The organism is Rhodococcus sp. P14 (assembly GCF_000256505.1).
In the GTDB taxonomy this organism is placed as follows: Bacteria; Actinomycetota; Actinomycetes; order Mycobacteriales; family Mycobacteriaceae; genus Rhodococcus; species Rhodococcus ruber.
Genome location: NZ_AJFC01000367.1, coordinates 1 through 22,668, shown reverse-complemented (window position 1 = coordinate 22,668; position 22,668 = coordinate 1). Strand labels below are relative to the sequence as shown.

The window sequence follows — 22,668 nt, the reverse complement described above, 5'->3', positions numbered from 1 at the left end:
TCGATCCGCCAGCCTGCCGCCGTCACCGCCACGGTCGGCACCAAGCCCACCTACGGCACGGTCTCCCGGTTCGGTCTCGTCGCCTGCGCCTCGTCGCTCGACCAGGGCGGCCCGTGCGGCCGCACCGTGCTCGACACGGCGTTGCTGCACGAGGTGATCGCCGGACACGACCCGCGCGACTCCACGTCGGTGGACGCACCCGTCCGGCCCGTCGTCGAGGCCGCCCGCCAGGGCGCGCAGGGCGACCTGAAGGGTCTGCGCATCGGGGTCGTCAAGGAACTGCACTCGGACAGCTACCAGCCGGGCGTGCTGGCGTCGTTCGACGCGGCCGTGGCCGAACTCACCGCGCTCGGCGCCGAGGTCGTCGAGGTCTCCTGCCCGCACTTCGAATACGCGCTCGCCTCGTACTACCTGATCCTGCCGTCCGAGGTCTCGTCCAATCTGGCCCGCTTCGACGCCATGCGCTACGGCCTGCGCGTCGACGACGGCACGATGAGCGCCGAGCAGGTCATGGCCGCCACCCGGGCCGCCGGGTTCGGCAAGGAGGTCAAGCGCCGCATCATGATCGGCACCTACGCGTTGTCCTCCGGCTACTACGAGGCCTACTACGGGCAGGCGCTCAAGGTCCGCACCCTCATCGCGCGGGACTTCGAGAAGGCGTACGAGCAGGTCGACGTCCTCGTCTCGCCGACCAGCCCGTTCACCCCGTGGAAGATCGGCGAGAAGGTCGACGACCCGCTGGCGATGTACCTGTCGGATCTGTGCACGCTCCCGACCAACCTCGCCGGACACTGCGCGATGTCCGTTCCGTCCGGGCTGTCCGCCGACGACGGGCTGCCCGTCGGTCTGCAGATCATGGCCCCGGCGCTCGCCGACGAACGGCTCTACCGCGTCGGCGCCGCGTTCGAGGCCGCCCGCGGCCCGATCGTCGCCTGAGCCCGGGTCCCCGGTGCGACTGCCGCCGTCAGGGGCGGTCGCACCGGGCCTGGTCCGGGCCGTAGCGGTGCCCGTGACCCGGGGGCGCGTCCAGCGCCACCGGCAGATCCAGCGTCGCCTGCACGAAGCTGACCACCGGCAGCCACCGCGGCACGGGCGCGTCGCGTCGCGCACGGGACAGATCGGGCGGTGACCACAGCAGCGAGGGTCGCCACCACACCACCGGATCCGACGTGTTCGCGGTGACGGCCGCCCCGTCCGTGCGCACCGCGCCCGCCGGTGGGCCGGCCCAGATCGCCGCGCACGGACCCGTCGCCGTCGACGCCAGGGCGGCGCTGCCCCCGACCGCGCCGAGGCTCTGCCCGTACACGTGCACCTGCGGACGCCGGACCGGGTCCAGGGCATCGATGCGGGAACGCACCGACGTGAGCAGGGCGCGGGCCGACTCCGCGGCCGCGTCCCGGTCGAACAGGAACGTCACCCAGCTGGGTGCGGACGAGTACTGCTGCGCGACGAGCGCGACGTCGCCGCCGAACAGCGCGGCGAACCCCCGCACCGCGCCGGGGTCGACCCACCCCGAACCGGTGGGCACCACCACTACGACGTGGGCGCGTGCGAACCCGCCCGCGCGCTCGAGCTCGCGGACGGCCAGCGCTGCGCGCGACCGGACGTCCGGGGCGGATCCGAGCCCCACGTACGTGCGGATCGCTCGAGCGTCGGCGCTCACGAAACGGCGGCCCTCGTCGCCCAGTGACTGCCATGCCACCAGCGACGACGGGCTCCCGGCCGCGGTGGCGGCGACGGGCGCCGTGTCCGGGTACGCCGGCCCGGCCCCGACGGGAGCAACCGCGACGACCGCTCCCAGCGTCACCGCGGCGGCCGTGGCGACGCCCGCGCGGACGTCCGCCCGCCGCCGCCACGCCTCCGGAACCCGGCCGAGCACCCGTGTCGCGCCGAGTATGCACGAGGAGCACACGCACACGACGATCCAGTGCCCCGTCCCCGTCGGGGGCCGCCCCATCGCGGCCCGCAACCCGTCCTGCCACTGCGCCGCCGCGAGAACCGTCCACCCCAGCGCGACGGCCGCGGCGAGCAGCGCCACCGCCCGCGCCACCGGGCGCGCGGATCCCGCGTTCCGCCGGCGGCACAGGCCGGCGGCTCCCGCCGCGGCTGCGGCGGCGCATCCCGAGACCGCGGCCTGCGCCAGGGCCGGACGGGGCAGCAGCGACGGCGCGAGCGAGACCCACACCGCCACCGTCACCGCCACGGTCGCCGCCACCCGCGGGCAGCGCCGTGCGAGGACGTCGAACCCCGCGCCGGGGGACGTCGCGCGCCCGCTCATCGGGGCGTCCATCGCGCCGCCGCAACCAGCGCCCACACCGCGGCCGCGTACGGAAGCGGTGACTCGGGGACCGGGGCCCCGTCGCCTTGCCGCCACGAATTCACCCGCACTGCAAACGAAGCCACAGTCGCAGTGACGCCGCACCAGTCGTCGCCGGGCGCCGTCGCGCGGCACGCCTCGTGCAGCTGCCGGCTCAGCCGGGCGTCCAGGCCGCGCCGCGCCTGCGGACCCGGTTCGTGTCCCGACGACCGCGCGTACCGCAACAGGTCGTATCCGAGATCGTGCTCCCGGCAGGGCGTTTCGAAGAAGTCCGGCAGGGGGACGGGGGAGGAGCAGCCGCCGAGCGGGTCCACCAGGATCCCGTCCTCGGTGACCGGTCGATAGTGCATCGCCGGCTCGAAGCCGTCCGGGAAGGCGTCGAGCGCCGCCCCGGTGTCGCCCTCGGACAGTGCCGCCACTGTCGCAATCACGGCGCCCGGATCCGGCTGCGCGGGCGGAGCGGGCTGTGCCCACGCGGTTCCCAGACACAGCGCTGCGGCCGTGCCCAGAAGTGCTGTCATCGGTGGTCTGCGCATGTGGCGGACGTTAGGGACGGCGGGGACTGCCGGAGATCCCGCGACGGAGCGGTCCGGCCACGAGCGTCTACCGCCACGGGGCCAGGCGGCTCTCACTCCCCGGTATGACGACAGTGCCCACGCCCCGGACCTACCGTGGTGCCGTGCGCTGGACGAGAGAACACGGCCGCGGCCGTCGGTGGACGATCGCGATCGTGGCGGTGACCCTGATCCTGTATGCGGTCGCGTGGCCCACCCTGCACCTCACCCACGAGGTGCCCGTCGCGCTGATGCCCGTCGTCGCGGCGCTCGCGGCCTGGCCGTTCGTGGCGATCCGGACCGATCCCGCCCTCGGCTGGGCGGTTTCGGCCGGGGCCGCGCTGGCGATCCCCCGCGCCTTCGACCTCGCCCCCGGCTACGACTACCCCTGGCAGGTGGTGCACATCCTCGTGCTGTGCGCGCTTCTCGTCGCGGTGAGCATGCGCGCTCCCCTGCAGGTCGCCGGGCTCGTGTGGGCGGCCACCGTGGTGCTGTTCTTCACCCACGTGCCGGGGCAGAACGGCTGGGGGTGGGCACTCGGCCTGAGCGCGATGGCGGTGTTCGGCCTGCTCGTGCGGTGGCTCGTGCTGTCCCGCCGCCAGCTTGCCCGGCAGGAGGAGCTCAGCGAACTCGAACGGGCCCGCCGGGCGATCCTCGAGGAGAAGGCCCGCATCGCCCGAGACCTGCACGACATCGTCGCGCACCACATGTCCCTCGTCGTGGTCCAGGCGCAGAGCGCCCCGTACCGTCTGCCGGACGTTTCCGAGCCGGTGCGCGCCGAATTCGACTCCATCGGGGCGACCGCGCGCGAGGCGCTGAACGAGGTGCGCGGCATGCTCGGGGTGCTCCGGAGCGAGAACCTCCCCGACGACAGGGCCGCCGGCGACGAACGGGCGCAGGACCCGCAGCCCGGCCTGGACCGGCTCGGGGACCTGTTCGAGGGGGCGCGCCGCGCCGGCATGGTCCTGTCCACCGCGGAGAACGGTGACCCGTCCGGCGTCTCGGACGCCACGGCCCTGACGGTGTACCGCATCCTGCAGGAATCGCTCGCCAATGCCGCCCGCCACGCCTCCGGTGCGCCGGTGCGGGTCCGCGTGGGCTACGGGCCGGACGAGGTGAGCGTGACCGTGTGCAACGGCCCCGGGCGGGCGGGGCCCGGGTCGGGGGACCGCAGCGGCGGGAACGGCATCCGCGGCATGGTCGACCGGGCCCTGGCGGTCGGAGGCCACCTCGTCGCCCATCCCGCCCCGGGCGGTGGTTTCGAGGTGCGCGCGCAGCTGCCGCGCGTCCAGGCCGCCTAGGCTGAGGCCGTGACGGACCCGACCCCCATCACCGTGTTGATCGCCGACGACCAGGCCATGGTTCGGCAGGGCTTCGGCGCGCTGCTCGCTGCCCAACCCGACATCAGCGTGGTCGGCGACGCTCCGGACGGCCGGCGGGCCGTCGCAGAGGCGGCCCGCCTGCGACCCGACGTGGTCCTGATGGACGTCCGGATGCCGGAGATGAACGGACTCGACGCGGCCCGGCACATCCTCGCCGGGCGGATCGATCCGCCGACGCGGGTCCTGATGCTCACCACGTTCGACATCGACGACTACGTCTACGAGGCACTGAGCCTCGGCGCCAGCGGGTTCCTGCTCAAGGACGCGCCCGCCGAGGAACTGATCCGGGCGGTCCGCGTCGTCGCCGACGGCCAGGCGCTACTCGCCCCGACCGTCACCCGCCGCCTCATCGCGGACGTCACCCGCCGGCGATCGCCGCGCCGCGGCCGCGAGCGGGCACTCGACGCGCTCACCCCGCGCGAACGTGAGGTGCTCGAGCTGATCGCGCGTGGACTGTCGAACCAGGAGATCGCCGCTCACCTGTTCGTCGCCGAGCAGACGGTCAAGACGCACGTGGGGAAGGTGTTCGGGAAGTTGCACCTGCGGGACCGGGCACAGGCGGTGGTGCTGGCATACGAGTCCGGACTGGTCGTGCCCGGGTGAGCGACGCCCGCGATCGGGATGCCGCGGGCGCCGGGCCGGGGCAGTATTGCCGGGAGGACCACCGACAACCTGCACGGAGGAACGAATGACGCGCATCGGCATTCTCACCAGCGGCGGGGACTGCCCCGGCCTGAACGCGGTGATCCGCGGAGCGGTCCTCAAGGGGAGGACCGTCTACGACCAGGAGTTCGTCGGGTTCCTCGACGGCTGGCGCGGATTGGTGGAAGGCGATGCGATCCCCTTGGACCGCAGCAAGGTCCGCGGATTGTCGCATCAGGGTGGCACCATCCTGGGCACCAGCCGGTTCGGCCCCTACCAGGGGCCGGACGGCGGCGCCGAGAACATCGCCCGCACACTCGAGCGCATGGGCGTCGACGCCGTGATCGCCATCGGCGGCGAGGGCACGGCCGCCGCCTCCAAGCGGTTGTTCGAGGAGGGCATCCGGATCGTCGGGGTGCCCAAGACGATCGACAACGATCTCGGCCAGACGGACTACACCTTCGGCTTCGACACCGCCGTCGAGATCGCCACCGAGGCGATCGACCGGCTGCGCACCACCGGCAACTCGCACAAGCGCTGCATGGTCCTCGAGGTGATGGGCCGGGAGGCAGGATGGATCGCGCTGCACTCCGGCACGGCCGGGGGCGCCCACGCCATCCTCATCCCCGAACAACCCGAGAGCATCGAGCAGATCTGCGAGTGGGTCACCAGCGTCCGGGACCGCGGCCGCGCCCCGATGGTGGTGGTCGCGGAGGGATTCACCCTGCCGGACATGGCCGAGGCGTACTCCGACAAGGGACGCGACGAGTTCGACCGGCCGCGGCTCGGCGGCATCGCCGACGTCCTCGCCCCGATGATCGAGGAACGGACAGGCATCCAGACCCGTGCCACGATCCTCGGCTACATCCAGCGGGGCGGCGTGCCCACGGCCTTCGATCGGGTACTCGCCACCCGCCTGGGTATGGCGGTCACCGATCTCGTCGCCGACGAGGAGTGGGGCCACATGGTGGCGCTGCACGGAACCGACATCGTCCGGGTCGGTTTCGACGAGGCGCTCGCCAACCACAAGCGGGTGCCGAAGGACCGCTACGAGGAGATGCGCATCATCTTCGGGTGAGCTCACGCCGGGCGTGAGCGCCGGATCGCCGGATGTCGGCACCGTCTAAAATCGAGCCCATGACTGCCGCCATGTCCGATGATCTGCTCGCCTACGACGAGGTGCTCGCGAAGTTCGAGCCCGTGATGGGCATGGAGGTGCACGTCGAGCTGCACACCGCCACCAAGATGTTCTGCCCGTGCCCGACCACGTTCGGAGCCGAACCGAACACCCAGGTGTGCCCGGTGTGCCTCGGTCTGCCCGGTTCGCTGCCCGTGGTCAACCAGGCGGCGGTGGAGTCGGCGATCCGCATCGGGCTGGCGCTGAACTGCTCGATCACGCCGTGGGGCCGGTTCGCGCGGAAGAACTACTTCTACCCGGACCAGCCGAAGAACTACCAGATCTCGCAGTACGACGAGCCGATCGCCACGGACGGCCACCTGGACGTGGTCCTCGACGACGGCACCACGTGGCGCGTGGACATCGAGCGCGCGCACATGGAGGAGGACACCGGCAAGTCGCTGCACGTGGGTGGCGCCACGGGCCGCATCCACGGGGCGAGCCACTCGCTGCTCGACTACAACCGGGCCGGGGTGCCGCTCATCGAGATCGTCACCAAGCCGATCGTCGGTGCCGGCGAGCGCGCCCCCGAGGTCGCCCGCGCCTACGTCACCGCGCTGCGGGACCTGCTGAAGGCCCTCGACGTGTCCGACGTGCGCATGGACCAGGGCTCGATGCGGTGCGATGCCAACGTCTCGCTCAATCCGATCGGAGCGGCGGAGTTCGGCACGCGGACCGAGACGAAGAACGTCAACTCCCTGAAGTCGGTCGAGGTCGCCGTGCGGTACGAGATGCGCCGCCAGGCCGCGGTTCTGACCGCGGGCGGCACCGTGGTGCAGGAGACCCGGCACTTCCAGGAGGCGGACGGCACCACCTCCCCGGGCCGGCGCAAGGAGACGGCGGAGGACTACCGCTACTTCCCGGAACCGGACCTCGAACCGATCGCTCCGAGCACGGAGTGGGTCGAGGAACTGCGCGCCACCCTGCCCGAGCTGCCGTGGCTGCGGCGCGCCCGGATCCAGGCCGAGTGGGGCATCTCCGACGAGGAGATGCGTGACCTCGTCAACGCCGGCGCCCTGGACCTGATCATCGCCACCACCGAGGCCGGTGCCCCGGCCTCGGAGTCGCGGTCCTGGTGGGTCGCCTACCTTGCGCAGCAGGCCAACAGCCGCGGCGTCGAACTCGTCGAGCTGCCCATCACCCCGGTGCAGGTCGCAGAGGTGATCGCCCTCGTCGCCGACGGCACGCTCACCAACAAGCTCGCCCGCAAGGTCGTCGACTACGTGCTCGCCGGAGAGGGCGACCCGAAGCAGATCCTCGCTGCCCACCCCGAGTTGGTGGTCGTGCGCGACGACTCGCTGATCAAGTCGGAGGTGGAGAAGGCGCTGGCCGCCAACCCCGACATCGCCGACAAGATCCGCAGCGGCAAGGTCCAGGCGGCCGGCAAGATCGTCGGCGACGTGATGAAGGCTACCCGTGGTCAGGCCGACCCGGCCCTGGTCAAGGAGCTCGTGCTCGCCGCCTGCAGCTGAGTTCTTTCAGGACATGTTCTTCCACGAGAGAGGATGGCCCGCCGGGACGGCAGGCCACCCTCTCTCGTGTGTCTACTGCGATTCGCCGGCGATGTTCACCATCCACTGGATGCCGAACCTGTCGGTGCACATGCCGAACTGGTCGCCCCACGGTGCTCGCTCGAGCGGCATGGCAACGGTTCCGCCGTCGCTCAGCTTGTCCCAGTAGCCACGCAGCTCGGCCTCGTCGTCGCCGCTGAGCGAGATCGAGATGTTGTCTCCCGGGTTGTGGCTCATCTGGTTGGGGGTGTCCGCCGCCATCAGGACGAGACCGTTCGGGCTCGCCAGCATCGAATGCATGATCTTGTCCTGTTCGGACGGGTCGTCGCTCGCGTGCATCTCCGCGAACGTGCTCAGGTCCAGTTCTCCGCCGAACACGGATCGGTAGAACTCCATGGCCTGGCGGGCATTGTCGCGAAAGCTGATGTACGGATTCAGGCGTGTGGTCATGCGGGCCCCTCCCTCGGGCGTGCCACTGCTTCGGACCGATCGGCGACATTGTTGCACCGTCGCGGGCTGAGCGGGGAAGTGTGACGGAAGCAGTTGCCACACAGTGGAAGTCGAGTGATTCGGATCGTCGGGGGTGCGGGTCCTCCGCGAAAGTGCTGAGATTCGACCGAAATGTCCGTATCGTCACTGTCGTCGCGGGGAGCGGGTCGACGCTCGCGGCGCACGGGCGGCCGGATTTCCCGTCGGACATCGTGGAGGATCAATGTGCACTCGGGCAATGTGGACCGGAAGCGGGCACGGCGTTCTCGTCGGCCGGAACATGGACTGGCGCGAGGAGATGGACACGAACCTGTGGTCGCTGCCGCGCGGGGCCGACCGGATCGGGCACGACCGTGATCCCGACCCCATGGCCTGGACGGCCCGCTACGGCAGCCTGGTGGCCACCGTCTGGGACAACGCCACGAGCGACGGGATCAACGAGGCCGGTCTGGCCGCCCACGTGCTGTGGCTCGCGGAAGCCGATTTCGGGGAACGGAACCCGGTTCCCGCGCTCGCGGTGTCCCTGTGGCCGCAGATCTTCCTGGACCTGTGCGGGACCGTCGACGAGTGTCTCGCGCTGATGGCCGACCGGCCCTTCCAGGTCCGTCCGCTGATCGAACCGCGGTCCCAGCGTCCCGCAACCGTGCATCTCGCCCTCGAGGACGCGAACGGCGACTCCCTGATCCTCGAGCACATCGGGGGAACGCTGCGGGTACACCACGACCGCGCACACACCGTGATGACGAACTCGCCGCCGTACGACGAGCAGATCGAACTCCGGAAGAACTTCACCGGCTTCGGGGGATCCGAGCCGCTGCCGGGTACGACGGAAGCGTCCGACCGCTTCGTCCGGGCAAGCTACTATCTCGGCCGGCTGCCCGCCGTGGCGACGCCGACCCGTGCGTATGCGGCGCTGCTGAGCGTCATGCGCAACGTCGCGCAACCGTTCGGCGAGCCGGATCCGCAGCGGCCGAACATCTCGATGACGATCTGGCGCACGCTGACGGACCTCACCGCGGGGTTGTACATGTTCGAGTCGTCGTTCAGCCCGAACATCGTGTGGACCCGGTCGGCCGACCTGGACTTCTCGACCTGCCGCAGGCTCGACCTGTCGAAACCGGGTCTGCTGGGCAACGTGAGCAGCGCGTTCACCGACGCGGCCGAGCCGCCCTTCACGCTGTCGTGAAGGACCCGTGCCGAACGGGTCCGGCTAGTCGAAGCCGCCGCCCCCCGCGGGGAACTGGATCAGCACGACCCGATCGTCGTTCGGGCCCGGTTCGCCGCCGGACTTGTTGACGGTGGACACCCACAGCTGCCCGTCGCCACCCACCGCCGCGCCGCCGAGCCGGCCGTAGCGGTCCTGCACGGCCGTCACGGGCGCGGCCGTCACCGCCCCGGTTCCGGGGTCGACGGCAACCACCGCCACCGCCTTGCCGTCCGTCAGCGACACCGCGACCGCGTCCGCGCCGGCCGCGCATCCGGCCACGCCCGGACGCTCGGGCCACGTCCACGCCGGGGATGCACTCACCGCGCCGTCCACGTCGACACGCTGCAGCCGGTCCTCGAGGACGGTGCGGTCGGTGATCCACAGGTTTCCGGCGGGGTCCCGGCACACGTCACCCGCCGTCCCGATCCCGGACAGCACGACCGACGGCGTGGCAGCCGCACCCGGCGCCGGCACGGGCATGCGCAGCAGCTTCCCGGCGAGCGACCCCGGATCGGCCGCCGCAGCCGCATCTCCGGCGTTGCCGGTCAGCACCACCAGGTCGGTGGGGGAGGTGAACTCGAGCGCGCCCGCGTTCCCGCTCGCCCCCCGCGGGATCCCGGTGAACACGGGCTTGGGGACGTCGCCCGCGGCGAGCCGCACGACGCGGTTGTCGGTCGGGGTGGTGATGTAGGCGTAGAGCAGCCGATCCTCGTCGTAGGTCGGCGACAGCGCGAGATCGAGGAGCCCGCCGTCACCGGATCCGTCGACCGGCACGGTCGCCACCTCCACCGGCTCCGTCTGCGGGGCCACCCGCAGGATCTGGCCGGTGCGCCGCTCCGCGACGAGAGCGGAGCCGCCGTCGGGCAGGGTGACCAGCCCGCCGGTGGTATCGAGACAGGTGGCGACCACCGCGGGATCGGGGTCCTGACACGGACCCGGCGGTGTGGGCGGTGCGCCCGTCGTCGTGGTTGCCGTCGGGGGTTCGAGCGGTTCGAGTTCGGCGCCCGCGTCGAAACTCGGTTCCGGGGTGAACGGCGTGGTGGTTGCGTCGTCGAACCGGGCGCACGACGTGGTGAGGGCGAGCAGACCCACGATCGACGCGACCGTCGTTCGCATCCGTCGCGACCCACCGACTCTCGCGCGCCTCGTCATGTCCATGACGTTACCGGGGCGGCGCGCCCCGCCTCGGTTCCCGGGTCGGCCCACCCGGTCGACCTACCCTGGTTCGGTGACCGACAAGGCGAAAGACCACATCCCGGAGCCGACGCCGCAGGATGCCGCGGAGCCGGTGTCGAGTCCCTACGACGAACCCACGCTGGAGTTGCGGCGCCCTCGTTCGTCGATGCTCGAATCCGACGACGACCTCGACCTCGACAACTCCGCCTTCGACCGGCCGGCGCAGTACGGCTACGAGGACTCCGGCGTCGCGCCGACCGAGCAGCTGTACCGGTACGAGCCCGGCGGCGCGACCGCGGCCGCCGTCGACGCGGAGGCGGGGGTGTCGACCGGTCCGGCCGAGGCGCGGCGCGGCACCCTGGACCTGGGGCTGCTCGTGCTGCGGCTCGTCGTCGGCGGCACGATGGTGGTGCACGGGCTGCAGAAGCTGACCGGTTTGTGGGGCGGTCCCGGCATGGACGGGTTCGAGGCGATGCTCGCCGACGCCGGCTACCAGCGTCCGGCCCTGCTCGCGGTGCTCGGCGCGGTGGGGGAGGTCGCGGCCGGAGCGCTGCTGATCCTCGGGCTGCTCACCCCGCTGGCCGCCGCCGCAGTGCTGGCGATCATGATCAACGCGTGGCTGTTCCGGCAGTCCGCCGAGCCGGGACTGCAGTACTTCGCGCCCGCCGGGGTCGAGTACGAGACCCTGCTCGCGGCCACTGCGGCCGTGATCGTCCTGACCGGTCCGGGCCGCGTCGCGATCGACGGCACCCGCGGCTGGGCGACCCGGCCGTTCATCGGCTCCTTCGTCGCACTGCTGCTCGGCGTCGCCGCCGGGGTCTGCCTCTGGCTGTTCGGCCGCTGACGCGGCCGGTGTGTCCTTCGGGCGGCCAGGGCAGCCCGAAGGACACACCGGTGCCTACGGCACCTTCCGGACGGCCCCCTTGTCGGCCGAGGTGGCCAACGCGGCGTAGGCGCGCAGGGCGGTGGTGACCGTGCGCTGCCGGTCGACCGGCTGCCACGGCCGCTCCGACGCCTCCATCTTGGCGCGCCGCTCGGCGAGAACGGCGTCGTCGACGAGGACCTCGAGGGTGCGCGAGGGAACGTCGATCCGGATCCGGTCGCCGTTCTCGAGCAGACCGATGACCCCACCGGACGCAGCTTCGGGCGAGATGTGCCCGATCGACAGCCCGGAGGTGCCACCGGAGAAGCGGCCGTCGGTGATCAGGGCGCACTGCTTGCCCAGGCCCGCGCCCTTGAGGAACGCGGTGGGGTGCAGCATCTCCTGCATGCCGGGGCCGCCCGCGGGTCCCTCGTAGCGGACCACCACCACGTCACCGGGCTGCACCTTCTTGCCGAGGATCATCGAGACGGCCTCCTCCTGCGACTCGACGACGAGCGCCGGGCCCTCGAAGGTGAACAGATCCTCGTCGATGCCGGCGGTCTTGAGGATCGCACCGTCCGGGGCGAGGTTGCCGCGCAGGACGACGAGTCCGCCCTCGACGGTGTAGGCGTGCTCGACGTCCCGGATGCAGCCGCCTGCGGCGTCGGTGTCCAGCGACGACCAGCGGTTGTCGGTGGAGAAGGGCTCGGTGGTGCGGACGCCGCCGGGAGCCGCGTGGAACAGCTCGACGGCCTCGTCGGAGGCCTTGCCGGAACGGATGTCCCACGTGTCGAGCCACTCGTCGAAGCTCGCGGTGTGGACGGTGGTCACGTCCGTCTCGAGCAGGCCGCCCCGGCGCAGCTCACCGAGGATCGCCGGGATGCCGCCGGCCCGGTGGACGTCCTCCATGTGGTAGTCCGAGTTGGGGGAGACCTTCGACAGGCACGGCACCTTGCGGCTGATCGCGTCGATCGTGGTGAGGTCGAAGTCGACCTCGCCCTCCTGCGCGGCGGCGAGCGTGTGCAGCACGGTGTTGGTCGAGCCGCCCATCGCGACGTCGAGCGCCATGGCGTTCCGGAACGCGGCGGGGGAGGCGATGTTGCGCGGCAGGACCGACTCGTCCTCGTCCCGGTACCAGCGCAGCGCCGCCTCGACGACCGTGGTCCCGGCCCGCTCGAACAGCGCGCGGCGTGCGGAGTGCGTGGCCAGCGTCGAGCCGTTGCCGGGCAGTGCCAGTCCGAGCGCCTCGGTCAGGCAGTTCATCGAGTTCGCGGTGAACATGCCCGAGCACGACCCGCACGTCGGGCAGGCGCTGCGCTCGACCTCGTCGAGGCCCTCGTCGGTGACGGCGTCGTTGGCCGACGCCGAGATCGCCGTGATCAGGTCGGTGGGGGCCTGTGCGACACCGCCGACGACCACCGCCTTGCCCGCCTCCATCGGACCGCCCGAGACGAACACCGTCGGGATGTTCAGGCGCATCGCAGCGTTGAGCATGCCCGGGGTGATCTTGTCGCAGTTGGAGATGCACACCAGCGCGTCGGCGGTGTGCGCGTTGACCATGTATTCCACCGAATCGGCGATGATCTCGCGGCTGGGCAGGGAGTACAGCATGCCGCCGTGACCCATGGCGATGCCGTCGTCGACGGCGATGGTGTGGAACTCTCGCGGTACACCGCCCGCGGCCCGGACCGCCTCGGCGACGATGTCGCCGACGTCCTTGAGGTGGACATGGCCGGGCACGAACTGCGTGTAGGAGTTCGCAATCGCGACGATCGGTTTGCCGAAGTCGGAGTCGGTCATGCCGGTGGCGCGCCACAGTGCGCGGGCCCCGGCGGCATTGCGTCCGGCGGTGGTGGTGCGTGACCTCAACGGGGGCATCGGATTCCTCGGGGGCTAGGGCTCTTCGGGCTGCATGCTGCGCGGGCGCGGCGACACCGGGGGCCGGGCTCCCCCGGGCGGGGCGGGAGCGGGCCTGGGCGACGTCGAATCTACCCGTGTGCTATTTCGACTCGACGTCCGCGTCCGGCTCGGTGTCCGCGGCCTGTTCCCGTGCCTGCGCGTCGTGCGCGGCGGCGTACGGGTCGGTGATGCGCCCGCCGCTGCCCGCGGCGAGCTGGGGGAGGCGGCCGAACGTGACGACCGGGAGGGGTACCTCGGTGCCGTCGGTGCGGCGCGCGCGTGCCCAGCCCCGCTTGGGGAACCGCAGCCCGTCGAGCTCGTCCCACTCGAGCGTCCGGGTGGAGAACGCGGATCGGGCCGTGATGCCCTCGGGGCCGACGACGGTGCGCACCCGCAGCACCCACGCGGCGACGAGGAACGGGATCACCACCATCCAGCCGAACGCGGCGGGCCAGGCCAGCGCCGGAGAGGCCACTCCGAGCAGCACGAACCCGCACGCGAGCAGGGCGAGCCGGGAAATCTGGATGACCTGCGGCTGCTGTTCCGCCGTATGGGATGATGGGCGTGGTGGCACGGGCTGCTGTGGAGATGACACCTCACCATCTTCCCATTGCAGCCGAGGCATCTCACATTCTGGGACAGGTGACCGAACCAAGTTGACTGTCGGACGTTCGCGCGCCTACCGTCGAGCGCGTGAATCAGAATGGGTTGCTCGTAATCGGCCGGCGCGTCGTCGCCTGAGCCGCTTCTCGCAACTCGCCCACGACGCGCCACCCTCGTACAGCAGATGCTGCTGACGGGGGTTTTTTGTTGCCCGGAGCCAGAACCAGAGGAATCGCAGTGAGCGCACCAACCGCAAGGCCTCAACCGTCGCCGCGCAAGCCCGGGGCCGCGGCCCCGTCGCCCGCGGCCGCGGCCGCCCAGCCCGGTACCCGACGCCAGGTCGCCCCCGAGCGGGTCACCGGCGCCCAGTCGGTGGTCCGAGCCCTCGAGGAGCTCGACGTCGACACGGTCTTCGGCATTCCGGGCGGTGCGATCCTTCCCGTCTACGATCCGCTGTTCGACTCGCAGAAGGTCCGGCACGTGCTGGTCCGCCACGAGCAGGGCGCGGGCCACGCCGCGACCGGATACGCCCAGGCCTCCGGCAAGGTCGGCGTGTGCATGGCCACCTCCGGCCCCGGCGCCACGAACCTCGTCACCCCGCTCGCCGACGCGCAGATGGACTCCGTTCCCGTCGTGGCGATCACGGGTCAGGTCGGCCGCGGTCTGATCGGCACCGACGCCTTCCAGGAGGCCGACATCTCGGGCATCACCATGCCCGTCACCAAGCACAACTTCCTCGTGACCGACGGAGCCGAGATCCCCCGCGTCCTCGCCGAGGCGTTCTACCTCGCCGCATCCGGCCGTCCGGGGGCCGTCCTGGTGGACATCCCGAAGGACATCCTGCAGGCCCAGACCACCTTCAGCTGGCCGCCGGAGATGCACCTGCCCGGCTACCGTCCCGTCACCAAGCCGCACGGCAAGCAGGTCCGTGAGGCCGCACGCCTGATCGCCGAGGCGAAGTCGCCCGTGCTGTACATCGGCGGCGGCGTGATCAAGGCGGAGGCCTCTCCGGAGCTGCTCGAGCTGGCCGAGCTCACCGGTATCCCGGTCGTCACGACTCTCATGGCCCGCGGCGCCTTCCCCGACACCCATCAGCTCAACTGCGGCATGCCCGGCATGCACGGCACCGTCGCGGCGGTCGCCGCCCTCCAGAAGTCCGATCTGCTGATCACGCTCGGTGCACGGTTCGACGACCGCGTCACCGGTCAGCTCGACTCGTTCGCGCCCGACGCGAAGGTCATCCACGCGGACATCGACCCGGCCGAGATCGGCAAGAACCGGCACGCCGACGTGCCGATCGTGGGTGACTGCAAGGAGGTGATCGTCGAGCTGATCGAGGCGATCCGGGCGGATCTCGCGACGGGTACCACGCTCGACTACGCCCAGTGGTGGGAGTACCTCGACGGGATCCGGCGCACCTACCCGCTCAGCTACGACCGGCCGGCCGACGGCATGCTCTCGCCGGAGTACGTGATCCAGATGGTCGGCAAGCTCGCCGGACCGGACGCGATCTACTGCGCCGGCGTCGGGCAGCACCAGATGTGGGCTGCGCAGTTCATCGACTACGAGAAGCCGCGCACCTGGCTCAACTCCGGTGGGCTGGGCACCATGGGCTACGCCGTGCCGGCGGCCATGGGCGCCAAGATGGGTGTGCCCGACGCCGAGGTGTGGGCCATCGACGGTGACGGCTGCTTCCAGATGACGAACCAGGAGCTGGCGACCTGCGCGGTCGAGGGTGTGCCGATCAAGGTCGCACTCATCAACAACGGCAACCTCGGCATGGTCCGGCAGTGGCAGACGCTGTTCTACGAGGAGCGGTACTCGAACACCGATCTGTCCACCCACACCCTGCGCATCCCCGACTTCGTCAAGCTGGCCGAGGCTCTCGGCTGTGTCGGCATCCGGGTCGAGCGCGAGGAGGACGTCGAGGAGGCGATCCGCCGGGCGCAGTCCATCGACGACCGTCCGGTCGTCATCGACTTCATCGTCGGTCAGGACGCCCAGGTGTGGCCGATGGTCGCCGCCGGCACCAGCAACGACGAGATCATGGCGGCGCGGGGCATCCGTCCGCTCTTCGACGAGGACGAGGCGGCCGCGGAGCCGGCCGTCATCCACGAGGCACTCGAGCACGAGCGGCACCCGGAACAGCGCGGTGCCGCAGCACCAGGAGAGGATCGTCAGTGAGCACCAGTCACACCCTCAGCGTTCTCGTCGAGGACAAGCCGGGCGTGCTGGCCCGCGTGGCGAGCCTGTTCTCCCGCCGCGGGTTCAACATCGAGTCCCTCGCGGTGGGCGGCACCGAGATCCCGGAGATCTCCCGCATGACGATCGTCGTGACCGTCGACGAGTTTCCGCTCGAGCAGGTGACCAAGCAGCTCAACAAGCTCGTGAACGTCATCAAGATCGTCGAGCAGGAAGAGGATGCCTCGGTCGCCCGCGAGCTGCTGCTGATCAAGGTGCGGGCGGACGCGAGCGTGCGCACGCAGGTCATCGAGACGGTGAATCTGTTCCGCGCCAAGGTGATCGACGTCTCGCCCGAATCGCTCACCATCGAGGCCACCGGTACCCGCTCCAAGCTCGACGCCCTGCTGCGGATGCTCGAGCCCTACGGCATCCGCGAGATCGTGCAGTCCGGGGTCGTCGCGGTCGGACGCGGTCCGAAGTCGATCACGGCCACCCGTTAGCCTGAACACACCCTTATTTGCTGAGAGAGGTAACAACTGTGGCAGTCGAGATGTTCTACGACGACGACGCCGATCTGTCGATCATCCAGGGCCGCAAGGTCGCGGTGATCGGCTACGGCAGCCAGGGACACGCGCACTCGCTGAGCCTGCGTGACTCGGGCGTCGAGGTGCGCATCGGCCTGAAGGAGGGCTCGAAGTCGCGGGCCAAGGCGGAGGAGGCGGGCCTGGCGGTCGGCACTCCGGCCGAGGTCTCCGAGTGGGCCGACGTCATCATGGTGCTGGCGCCCGACACCGCGCAGGCGTCGATCTTCACCGAGGACATCGCGCCGAATCTGAAGGACGGCGACGCGCTGTTCTTCGGCCACGGCCTGAACATCCACTTCGGTCTCATCGAGGCACCGGAGTTCGTCACGGTCGCGATGGTCGCCCCGAAGGGCCCCGGCCACCTGGTGCGCCGGCAGTTCGTCGACGGCAAGGGCGTGCCCGCGCTCATCGCCGTCCACCAGGACCCGAAGGGGGAGGGCCAGGCGCTGGCGCTGTCCTACGCCAAGGGTATCGGCGGCACCCGCGCCGGCGTCATCAAGACCACCTTCAAGGAGGAGACCGAGACCGACCTGTTCGGTGAGCAGGCCGTGCTCTGCGGTGGCACCGAGGAACTGGTCAAGACCGGTTTCGACGTCATGGTCGAGGCGGGCTACGCCCCGGAGATGGCGTACTTCGAGGTGCTGCACGAGCTCAAGCTCATCGTCGACCTCATGTACGAGGGTGGCATCGCCCGCATGAACTACTCGGTGTCCGACACCGCGGAGTTCGGTGGCTACCTCTCCGGCCCGCGTGTCATCGACGCCGGCACGAAGGAGCGCATGAAGGAGATCCTGAAGGACATCCAGGACGGCACCTTCGTCAAGCGTCTCGTCGCGAACGTCGAGGGCGGCAACAAGGAGCTCGAGGGCCTGCGTAAGCAGAACGCCGAGCACGGCATCGAGGTCGTCGGCAAGCAGCTGCGCGACCTGATGAGCTGGGTGGACCGGCCGATCACCGAGACCGCCTGATCGGATCCCGCCGCTTCGACGGCCCGGCACCGCTGTGGTGCCGGGCCGTCGGCGTTCCCGGGTGGATAATGCCCTGATGTCCTGGGGTCTGGGAAAGCTGCCGGGGGTCGCCGTTGCCCGCACCTACCGGCGGGAGTGGCTGCGCCCCGACCTCACCGCCGGTCTGGCGCTCACCGCGCTGCTCGTCCCCGCGGGCATGGGCTACGCGACGGCGGCCGGCCTGCCCGCCTACGCCGGGTTGTACGCCACGATCGTCCCGCTGCTGGTGTACGCCCTGCTGGGGCCGTCGAAAGTGCTTGTGCTCGGTCCCGATTCGGCCCTCGCGCCGCTCATCGCCGCGGCGGTGCTCCCGCTCGCCGCGACCGGCGATCCACAGGAGGCCCTGGCCCTCGCGGGAGTCCTGGCCCTGCTCGTGGGTGTGATCCTCGTCGCCGCCGGTTTCCTGCGGCTCGGCTTCGTCACCGAACTGCTGTCCAAACCGATCAGGCTCGGCTACCTCAACGGCATCGCGCTGGTCGTCGTGGTGGGGCAGCTGCCGACACTGTTCGGCTTCGCGATCGACGAACCGGGTCTGCCCCAGGACCTCGCCGCGATCGTCCGCGCGGTCGCCGCGGGTGACGTCGACCCCGTCGCCACCGCCGTCGGGGTGACGTCCCTGGTGGTGATCGTGGCGTTCCGCCTCCTGCGGGCGCGCATCCCGGGTGTCCTGGTCGCCGTGGCCGGAGCGTGTGGGGTGTCCGCGCTGCTGGGCCTGACGGAGCGGATCGCCATGGTCGGGGCGCTGCCCTCCGGGTTGCCGGCACCGTCCGTGGCCGCGGTGAGCTGGGCCGACGTGCTCGCGCTGCTCGGCCCGGCAGCCGGCATCGCGCTCATCGCGTTCGCGGACACGGGGGTGCTCTCGCGGACCTTCGCGGCCCGCCGCGGCGACGACGTGGACGGCAGTACCGAGATGAAGGCCATCGGCGCCGCCAATGTCGCGACCGGTCTGTTCGGGGGATTCCCCATCTCGGCCAGCTCGTCCCGCACGCCCGTCGCCGAGCAGAACGGCGCCCGCACCCAGCTCGTCGGGGTGGTCGGCGCCGTCGCTGTCCTGCTGTTCGTGCTGCTCGCCCCCGGCGTGACCGCCTATCTGCCCGAGGCGACGCTCGCAGCGGTCGTCCTGGTCGCGGCCTCGGCGCTCATCGACGTGCGCGGGGTGGTCCGCATGTGGCGGATGAGCCGGATCGAGGCCGGCCTCGCGGCGGCGGCCTTCCTCGGGGTGGCGCTCGTCGGAGTTCTGGAGGGGATCCTCGTCGCTATCGGCCTCTCGTTCGTCGCCGTCGTGGGGCACGCATGGTCGCCGTACCGCACCGAGCTCGTCGAGCTCACCCGTGTCGCGGGCTTCCACGACATCAACCGTCACCCCGAAGGGCATCGCATCCCCGGTCTGCTGCTGGTGCGGTTCGACGCCCCCCTGTTCTTCGCCAACGGTTCGATCTTCGACGACTACGTCCGCTCGCTGGTCGCGCAGTCGCCCGAGCCGGTCGAATGGGTCGTGATCGCTGCCGAACCGATCACCGGTCTCGACACCACCGCCGTCGACGAACTCGTCGACCTGGACCGATACCTCGCAGGCAGGAAGATCCGCCTGGCCTTCGCCGCCATGAAGGGGCCCATCAAGGACCGGCTCGTACAGTTCGGGGTGGGGGACCGGTTCACCCCCGACCGCTTCTATCCCACTGTGCGGACAGCGGTCGTCGCCTTCCGGCACCGCGCGTCGTCGCCGTCCCCGGAACCCGCGCCGCGCGGTAACCCCGATCACACCGCGGGTCGCGTGTCGAAGTCGCTGCCGCGCAAGAGGAATCGTCGGCGCTGAGCTCCCGCACCCGGTACCGGCCGGCGCGTGCCGCCGACCGGGCGCTGCCCCGGCCGGCACGCCCGTCGCGAAATCCACTGCGCCTCGCAGGGTGGCGGTCCGGAAGAGACACGTACGCACTAAACTGAGCCGGGTCACGGCTGCTTCGCGCACCTCGGGGTGCGGCGCCGTCGACGACCCGTCAGACAAACCAACCACAGGGGAGTTCGCACGTGAGCCAGAATGGCCGTCCCGTTGTCCTGATCGCCGACAAGCTGGCGCAGTCGACCGTCGATGCGCTCGGTGACGGCGTCGAGGTGCGCTGGGTCGACGGCCCGGACCGTCCCGCGCTGCTCGCGGCGGTGCCCGAGGCGGACGCCCTGCTGGTCCGTTCGGCGACCACGGTCGACGCCGAGGTCCTCGCCGCCGCCACGAAGCTGAAGATCGTCGGTCGCGCCGGCGTCGGCCTCGACAACGTCGACATCCCGGCCGCCACCGAACGCGGTGTGATGGTCGTCAACGCTCCGACGTCCAACATCCATTCGGCCGCCGAGCACGCCGTGGCGCTGTTGATGGCCACGGCCCGGCAGATCCCCGCCGCCGACCGCACGCTGCGTGAGCGCACCTGGAAGCGGTCGAGCTTCAACGGCACCGAGATCCTGGGCAAGACCGTCGGCGTGGTCGGCCTGGGCCGGATCGGACAGCTGTTCGCCCAGCGCCTCGCCGCCTTCGAGACCCACGTCATCGCCTACGACCCCTACCTGCCGCCGGCCCGTGCCGCCCAGCTGGGGATCGAACTGGTCGACATCGACGAGCTGATCGAGCGCGCCGACTTCATCTCCGTGCACCTGCCCAAGACCAAGGAGACGGCGGGGCTGATCAACGCCGAGCGGCTCGCGCGGGCCAAGGACGGCGTCATCATCGTCAACGCCGCCCGCGGTGGTCTCATCGACGAGGACGCCCTCCACGACGCCCTCGTCTCCGGCAAGGTTCGGGCCGCCGGCCTCGACGTCTTCCACTCCGAACCCTGCACGGACTCGAAGCTGTTCGACCTCGACAACACCGTCGTCACCCCGCACCTGGGCGCCTCCACGACCGAGGCCCAGGACCGCGCCGGCACCGACGTCGCCAAGAGCGTGCTGCTGGCTCTGGCCGGCGAGTTCGTCCCGGACGCCGTGAACGTCTCCGGCGGTCCGGTCGGCGAGGAGGTCGCACCGTGGCTCGAGCTCGTGCGCAAGCTCGGTCTCATCGCCGGCACGCTGTCGCCGGAGGCGGTGCAGAACGTGCAGGTCGTCGCCAGCGGTGAGCTGTCCGCGGAGAATGTCGAGATCCTGGGCCTCGCGGCACTGCGCGGTCTGTTCTCCGCCAGCAGTGACGAGCCGGTCACCTTCGTCAACGCCCCGGCCCTCGCCGAGCAGCGCGGCGTCAGTGTGGAGGTCGACAAGCACAGCGAGGCCTCCACGCACCGCAGCGCGGTGGAGGTCCGCGCCGTGGCCGCCGACGGACTCGTCACCACAGTCACCGGCGCGCTGACCGGCCTGCAGCAGATCGAGAAGATCGTCAACATCAACGGCCGCAGCTTCGACCTGCGTGCCGAGGGCCACAACCTCGTCGTCCACTACGAGGACCGGCCGGGCGTGCTCGGGGTCCTCGGCACGGTCCTCGGCAACGCCGGGATCGACATCCAGGCGGCGGCGCTGAGCCAGGACGTCGAAGGACCCGGCGCCACGGTGATCCTGCGGGTCGACCGGGTCGTCGGCGACGCCGAGGTCGCCCAGATCGTGGAGCAGCTCGACGCCCGCGTCGCGCAGGTCGACCTGTCCTGAACCACCCCGCTGTACCCGATGGCCGCGATCGTCGAACACGGTCGCGGCCGTCGTCGCGAAGAGGAAGAGAGTGTGTCCATGAAGCTAGCGGTCATTCCCGGTGACGGCATCGGTGTCGAGGTCACGGCAGAGGCCCTCAAGGTGCTCGGGACGCTCGTCCCCGACCTCGAGACCACCGAGTACGACCTCGGCGCCCGGCGGTACAACGCCACCGGGGAACTGCTCCCGGACGCCGACCTGGCGGCGATCCGCGCGCACGATGCGATCCTGCTCGGCGCCATCGGCGACCCCTCCGTCACCCCGGGCGTGCTCGAGCGGGGTCTGCTGCTGAACATGCGGTTCGCGCTCGATCACCATGTCAATCTGCGGCCGTCGCGGTTGTACCCCGGGGCGAGGTCCCCGCTCGCGGCCCAGCCGGAGATCGACTTCGTCGTGGTGCGGGAGGGCACCGAGGGCCCCTACACCGGCAACGGCGGTGCCATCCGCGTCGGAACCCCCCACGAGATCGCCACCGAGGTCTCGATCAACACCTGGTTCGGAGCCGAACGCGTCGTGCGGTACGCCTTCGAGCTCGCGCAGAGCCGCCGCAAGCACCTCACCCTGATCCACAAGACCAACGTGCTCTCCAACGCCGGTGCCATCTGGACGCGTGCGGTCGAGACGGTGGGCGCGCAGTACCCGGACGTCGAGACGGCCTACTGCCACATCGACGCCGCCACCATCTACATGGTCGACGACCCGGGCCGGTTCGACGTGATCGTGACCGACAACCTGTTCGGCGACATCGTCACCGATCTCGCCGGTGCGGTCACCGGGGGCATCGGACTGGCGGCCAGCGGCAACATCGATGCCTCCGGCACCAACCCGTCGATGTTCGAGCCGGTCCACGGCAGCGCCCCGGACATCGCGGGCAAGGGTATCGCCGACCCGACCGCGGCGATCCTGTCGGTCGCCCTGCTGCTACGCCACCTCGGCCGGCCGGACGAGGCGGCCCGGGTCGAGCGTGCGGTCGAGGCGGACCTCGCCGCCCGCGGCGCGGGTCCGATCGTGACCACGGAGGTCGGCGACCGCATCGCGGCCGCCCTCTGACCCCGTCCCGGTGCGGCCTCCCGGCGTCCGGGAGGCCGCACCGGCTCATTTGCGGGGGACCAGGGGCACCGCGGCGGCCGGGATCAGCGCGGCGAGCGCGAACGCCGCGGGAAAGCCGGCCAGTGCGATGAGCCCGCCGAACGCGGGACCCACGCACGCCGCGGCGACGAACTGGCCGGTGTTCTGGATGCCCAGCGCGCGGCCACCCCAGAACGGTCCCGCGATCTCGGCGACCGCGGTGAAGGCCAGGCCGTTCGGGGCCACCGTCGTCACCGAGGCCACGATCAGGAGCGCGACGGCGACGGCCGAGTCGGTGAGCGAGGCGGCCGCGAGCGCGGCCATGGACAGCACCACCGAGAGCGCC

General features: G+C 71.1%; 19 protein-coding genes and 1 pseudogene. 13 read left to right on the top strand and 7 right to left on the bottom strand.

Features of this window, described 5'->3' with window-relative positions:
- The coding region (locus OEY_RS0125585; protein ID WP_010596583.1) for an amidase family protein at positions 1 to 936 on the top strand (936 nt) is incomplete at its 5' end.
- A gap of 28 nt (positions 937 to 964) precedes the next feature.
- Here OEY_RS0125585 and OEY_RS0125580 read toward each other — a convergent pair.
- Both OEY_RS0125580 and OEY_RS0125575 read right to left on the bottom strand, forming a co-directional pair.
- Positions 965 to 2,290, bottom strand: coding sequence for an alpha/beta-hydrolase family protein (locus tag OEY_RS0125580; protein WP_010596582.1), 1,326 nt, complete (start codon positions 2,288 to 2,290; stop codon positions 965 to 967).
- On the bottom strand, positions 2,275 to 2,853 hold the full coding sequence (locus OEY_RS0125575; protein WP_225222834.1) for a hypothetical protein: 579 nt from the start codon (positions 2,851 to 2,853) through the stop codon (positions 2,275 to 2,277). Before OEY_RS0125575 ends, OEY_RS0125580 begins: the two co-directional genes overlap by 16 nt.
- A 104-nt stretch (positions 2,854 to 2,957) precedes the next feature.
- On the opposite strand from OEY_RS0125575, the gene OEY_RS0125570 reads away from it, so the two are divergent.
- The 4 genes from OEY_RS0125570 to gatB all read left to right on the top strand — a co-directional run bounded on the left by OEY_RS0125570 (position 2,958) and on the right by gatB (position 7,544).
- Positions 2,958 to 4,172: a sensor histidine kinase gene (locus tag OEY_RS0125570; RefSeq protein WP_082061362.1), complete on the top strand. Its 1,215-nt coding sequence runs from the start codon at positions 2,958 to 2,960 to the stop codon at positions 4,170 to 4,172.
- A 9-nt stretch (positions 4,173 to 4,181) separates the two neighbouring features.
- Entirely contained in the window at positions 4,182 to 4,856 is a 675-nt protein-coding gene (locus OEY_RS0125565; RefSeq protein WP_010596579.1) for a response regulator, read from the top strand.
- Between the two features lie 85 nt (positions 4,857 to 4,941).
- The gene (locus OEY_RS0125560) at positions 4,942 to 5,973 is read left to right on the top strand and encodes a 6-phosphofructokinase (RefSeq protein ID WP_010596578.1); all 1,032 of its coding nucleotides are present in this window, start codon (positions 4,942 to 4,944) and stop codon (positions 5,971 to 5,973) included.
- Between the two features lie 59 nt (positions 5,974 to 6,032).
- Positions 6,033 to 7,544 carry an Asp-tRNA(Asn)/Glu-tRNA(Gln) amidotransferase subunit GatB gene (gene gatB / locus OEY_RS0125555; protein WP_017682349.1) on the top strand — a complete coding sequence of 504 codons (1,512 nt, stop codon included), beginning with the start codon at positions 6,033 to 6,035 and terminating at the stop codon, positions 7,542 to 7,544.
- Between the two features lie 72 nt (positions 7,545 to 7,616).
- Here gatB and OEY_RS0125550 read toward each other — a convergent pair whose 3' ends face one another.
- Positions 7,617 to 8,033: a VOC family protein gene (locus tag OEY_RS0125550; RefSeq protein WP_010596576.1), complete on the bottom strand. Its 417-nt coding sequence runs from the start codon at positions 8,031 to 8,033 to the stop codon at positions 7,617 to 7,619.
- A 277-nt stretch (positions 8,034 to 8,310) separates the two neighbouring features.
- Here OEY_RS0125550 and OEY_RS0125545 point away from each other — a divergent pair, with 277 nt between their 5' ends.
- Positions 8,311 to 9,258: a linear amide C-N hydrolase gene (locus OEY_RS0125545; RefSeq protein WP_010596575.1), complete on the top strand. Its 948-nt coding sequence runs from the start codon at positions 8,311 to 8,313 to the stop codon at positions 9,256 to 9,258.
- Positions 9,259 to 9,282: 24 nt separating this feature from the next.
- Here OEY_RS0125545 and OEY_RS0125540 read toward each other — a convergent pair whose 3' ends face one another.
- A complete protein-coding gene (locus OEY_RS0125540) occupies positions 9,283 to 10,395 on the bottom strand; it encodes a PQQ-dependent sugar dehydrogenase (protein ID WP_010596574.1) in 1,113 nt (370 codons plus the stop codon).
- A 112-nt stretch (positions 10,396 to 10,507) separates the two neighbouring features.
- Here OEY_RS0125540 and OEY_RS0125535 point away from each other — a divergent pair, with 112 nt between their 5' ends.
- The gene (locus tag OEY_RS0125535) at positions 10,508 to 11,299 is read left to right on the top strand and encodes a DoxX family protein (RefSeq protein WP_010596573.1); all 792 of its coding nucleotides are present in this window, start codon (positions 10,508 to 10,510) and stop codon (positions 11,297 to 11,299) included.
- 54 nt (positions 11,300 to 11,353) lie between these two features.
- On the opposite strand, the gene ilvD is transcribed toward OEY_RS0125535, so the two are convergent.
- Both ilvD and OEY_RS0125525 read right to left on the bottom strand, forming a co-directional pair.
- The gene (gene ilvD, locus OEY_RS0125530) at positions 11,354 to 13,195 is read right to left on the bottom strand and encodes a dihydroxy-acid dehydratase (RefSeq protein ID WP_010596572.1); all 1,842 of its coding nucleotides are present in this window, start codon (positions 13,193 to 13,195) and stop codon (positions 11,354 to 11,356) included.
- A gap of 121 nt (positions 13,196 to 13,316) precedes the next feature.
- Positions 13,317 to 13,790: a PH domain-containing protein gene (locus tag OEY_RS0125525; RefSeq protein ID WP_043805945.1), complete on the bottom strand. Its 474-nt coding sequence runs from the start codon at positions 13,788 to 13,790 to the stop codon at positions 13,317 to 13,319.
- Between the two features lie 266 nt (positions 13,791 to 14,056).
- On the opposite strand from OEY_RS0125525, the gene OEY_RS0125520 reads away from it, so the two are divergent.
- The 6 genes from OEY_RS0125520 (at position 14,057) to OEY_RS0125495 (ending at position 22,304) form a co-directional block, all read left to right on the top strand.
- Entirely contained in the window at positions 14,057 to 16,003 is a 1,947-nt protein-coding gene (locus OEY_RS0125520) for an acetolactate synthase large subunit (RefSeq protein WP_026137646.1), read from the top strand.
- Positions 16,000 to 16,503: an acetolactate synthase small subunit gene (gene ilvN / locus OEY_RS0125515; RefSeq protein ID WP_010596569.1), complete on the top strand. Its 504-nt coding sequence runs from the start codon at positions 16,000 to 16,002 to the stop codon at positions 16,501 to 16,503. The genes OEY_RS0125520 and ilvN overlap by 4 nt, the downstream gene beginning before the upstream one ends.
- A gap of 50 nt (positions 16,504 to 16,553) precedes the next feature.
- Positions 16,554 to 17,555, top strand: a complete 1,002-nt coding sequence (gene ilvC, locus OEY_RS0125510; RefSeq protein ID WP_029540232.1) for a ketol-acid reductoisomerase — start codon at positions 16,554 to 16,556, stop codon at positions 17,553 to 17,555.
- A 76-nt stretch (positions 17,556 to 17,631) separates the two neighbouring features.
- Complete coding sequence (locus OEY_RS0125505) at positions 17,632 to 19,410, top strand: SulP family inorganic anion transporter (RefSeq protein ID WP_010596567.1); 1,779 nt, start codon at positions 17,632 to 17,634, stop codon at positions 19,408 to 19,410.
- Positions 19,411 to 19,622: 212 nt separating this feature from the next.
- Positions 19,623 to 21,215 (top strand): phosphoglycerate dehydrogenase, encoded by a 1,593-nt coding sequence (gene serA, locus OEY_RS0125500; RefSeq protein WP_010596566.1) that lies wholly within the window; start codon positions 19,623 to 19,625, stop codon positions 21,213 to 21,215.
- Positions 21,216 to 21,293: 78 nt separating this feature from the next.
- Positions 21,294 to 22,304, top strand: coding sequence for a 3-isopropylmalate dehydrogenase (locus OEY_RS0125495; protein ID WP_010596565.1), 1,011 nt, complete (start codon positions 21,294 to 21,296; stop codon positions 22,302 to 22,304).
- Between the two features lie 45 nt (positions 22,305 to 22,349).
- Here the strand turns inward: OEY_RS0125495 and OEY_RS29140 are convergent.
- Positions 22,350 to 22,668: pseudogene (locus OEY_RS29140) on the bottom strand (MFS transporter); the annotation flags it as partial.

Excerpts from the sequence above, each read along its gene's own strand:
- OEY_RS0125580 (WP_010596582.1), bottom strand. The coding sequence starts at position 2,290 with ATGGACGCCCCGATGAGCGGGCGCGCGACGTCCCCCGGCGCGGGGTTC.
- OEY_RS0125575 (WP_225222834.1), bottom strand. The coding sequence starts at position 2,853 with ATGCGCAGACCACCGATGACAGCACTTCTGGGCACGGCCGCAGCGCTG.
- OEY_RS0125570 (WP_082061362.1), top strand. The coding sequence starts at position 2,958 with ATGACGACAGTGCCCACGCCCCGGACCTACCGTGGTGCCGTGCGCTGG.
- OEY_RS0125560 (WP_010596578.1), top strand. The coding sequence starts at position 4,942 with ATGACGCGCATCGGCATTCTCACCAGCGGCGGGGACTGCCCCGGCCTG.
- gatB (WP_017682349.1), top strand. The coding sequence starts at position 6,033 with ATGACTGCCGCCATGTCCGATGATCTGCTCGCCTACGACGAGGTGCTC.
- OEY_RS0125550 (WP_010596576.1), bottom strand. The coding sequence starts at position 8,033 with ATGACCACACGCCTGAATCCGTACATCAGCTTTCGCGACAATGCCCGC.
- OEY_RS0125545 (WP_010596575.1), top strand. The coding sequence starts at position 8,311 with ATGTGGACCGGAAGCGGGCACGGCGTTCTCGTCGGCCGGAACATGGAC.
- OEY_RS0125540 (WP_010596574.1), bottom strand. The coding sequence starts at position 10,395 with ATGCGAACGACGGTCGCGTCGATCGTGGGTCTGCTCGCCCTCACCACG.
- ilvD (WP_010596572.1), bottom strand. The coding sequence starts at position 13,195 with ATGCCCCCGTTGAGGTCACGCACCACCACCGCCGGACGCAATGCCGCC.
- ilvC (WP_029540232.1), top strand. The coding sequence starts at position 16,554 with ATGTTCTACGACGACGACGCCGATCTGTCGATCATCCAGGGCCGCAAG.
- OEY_RS0125505 (WP_010596567.1), top strand. The coding sequence starts at position 17,632 with ATGTCCTGGGGTCTGGGAAAGCTGCCGGGGGTCGCCGTTGCCCGCACC.
- OEY_RS0125495 (WP_010596565.1), top strand. The coding sequence starts at position 21,294 with ATGAAGCTAGCGGTCATTCCCGGTGACGGCATCGGTGTCGAGGTCACG.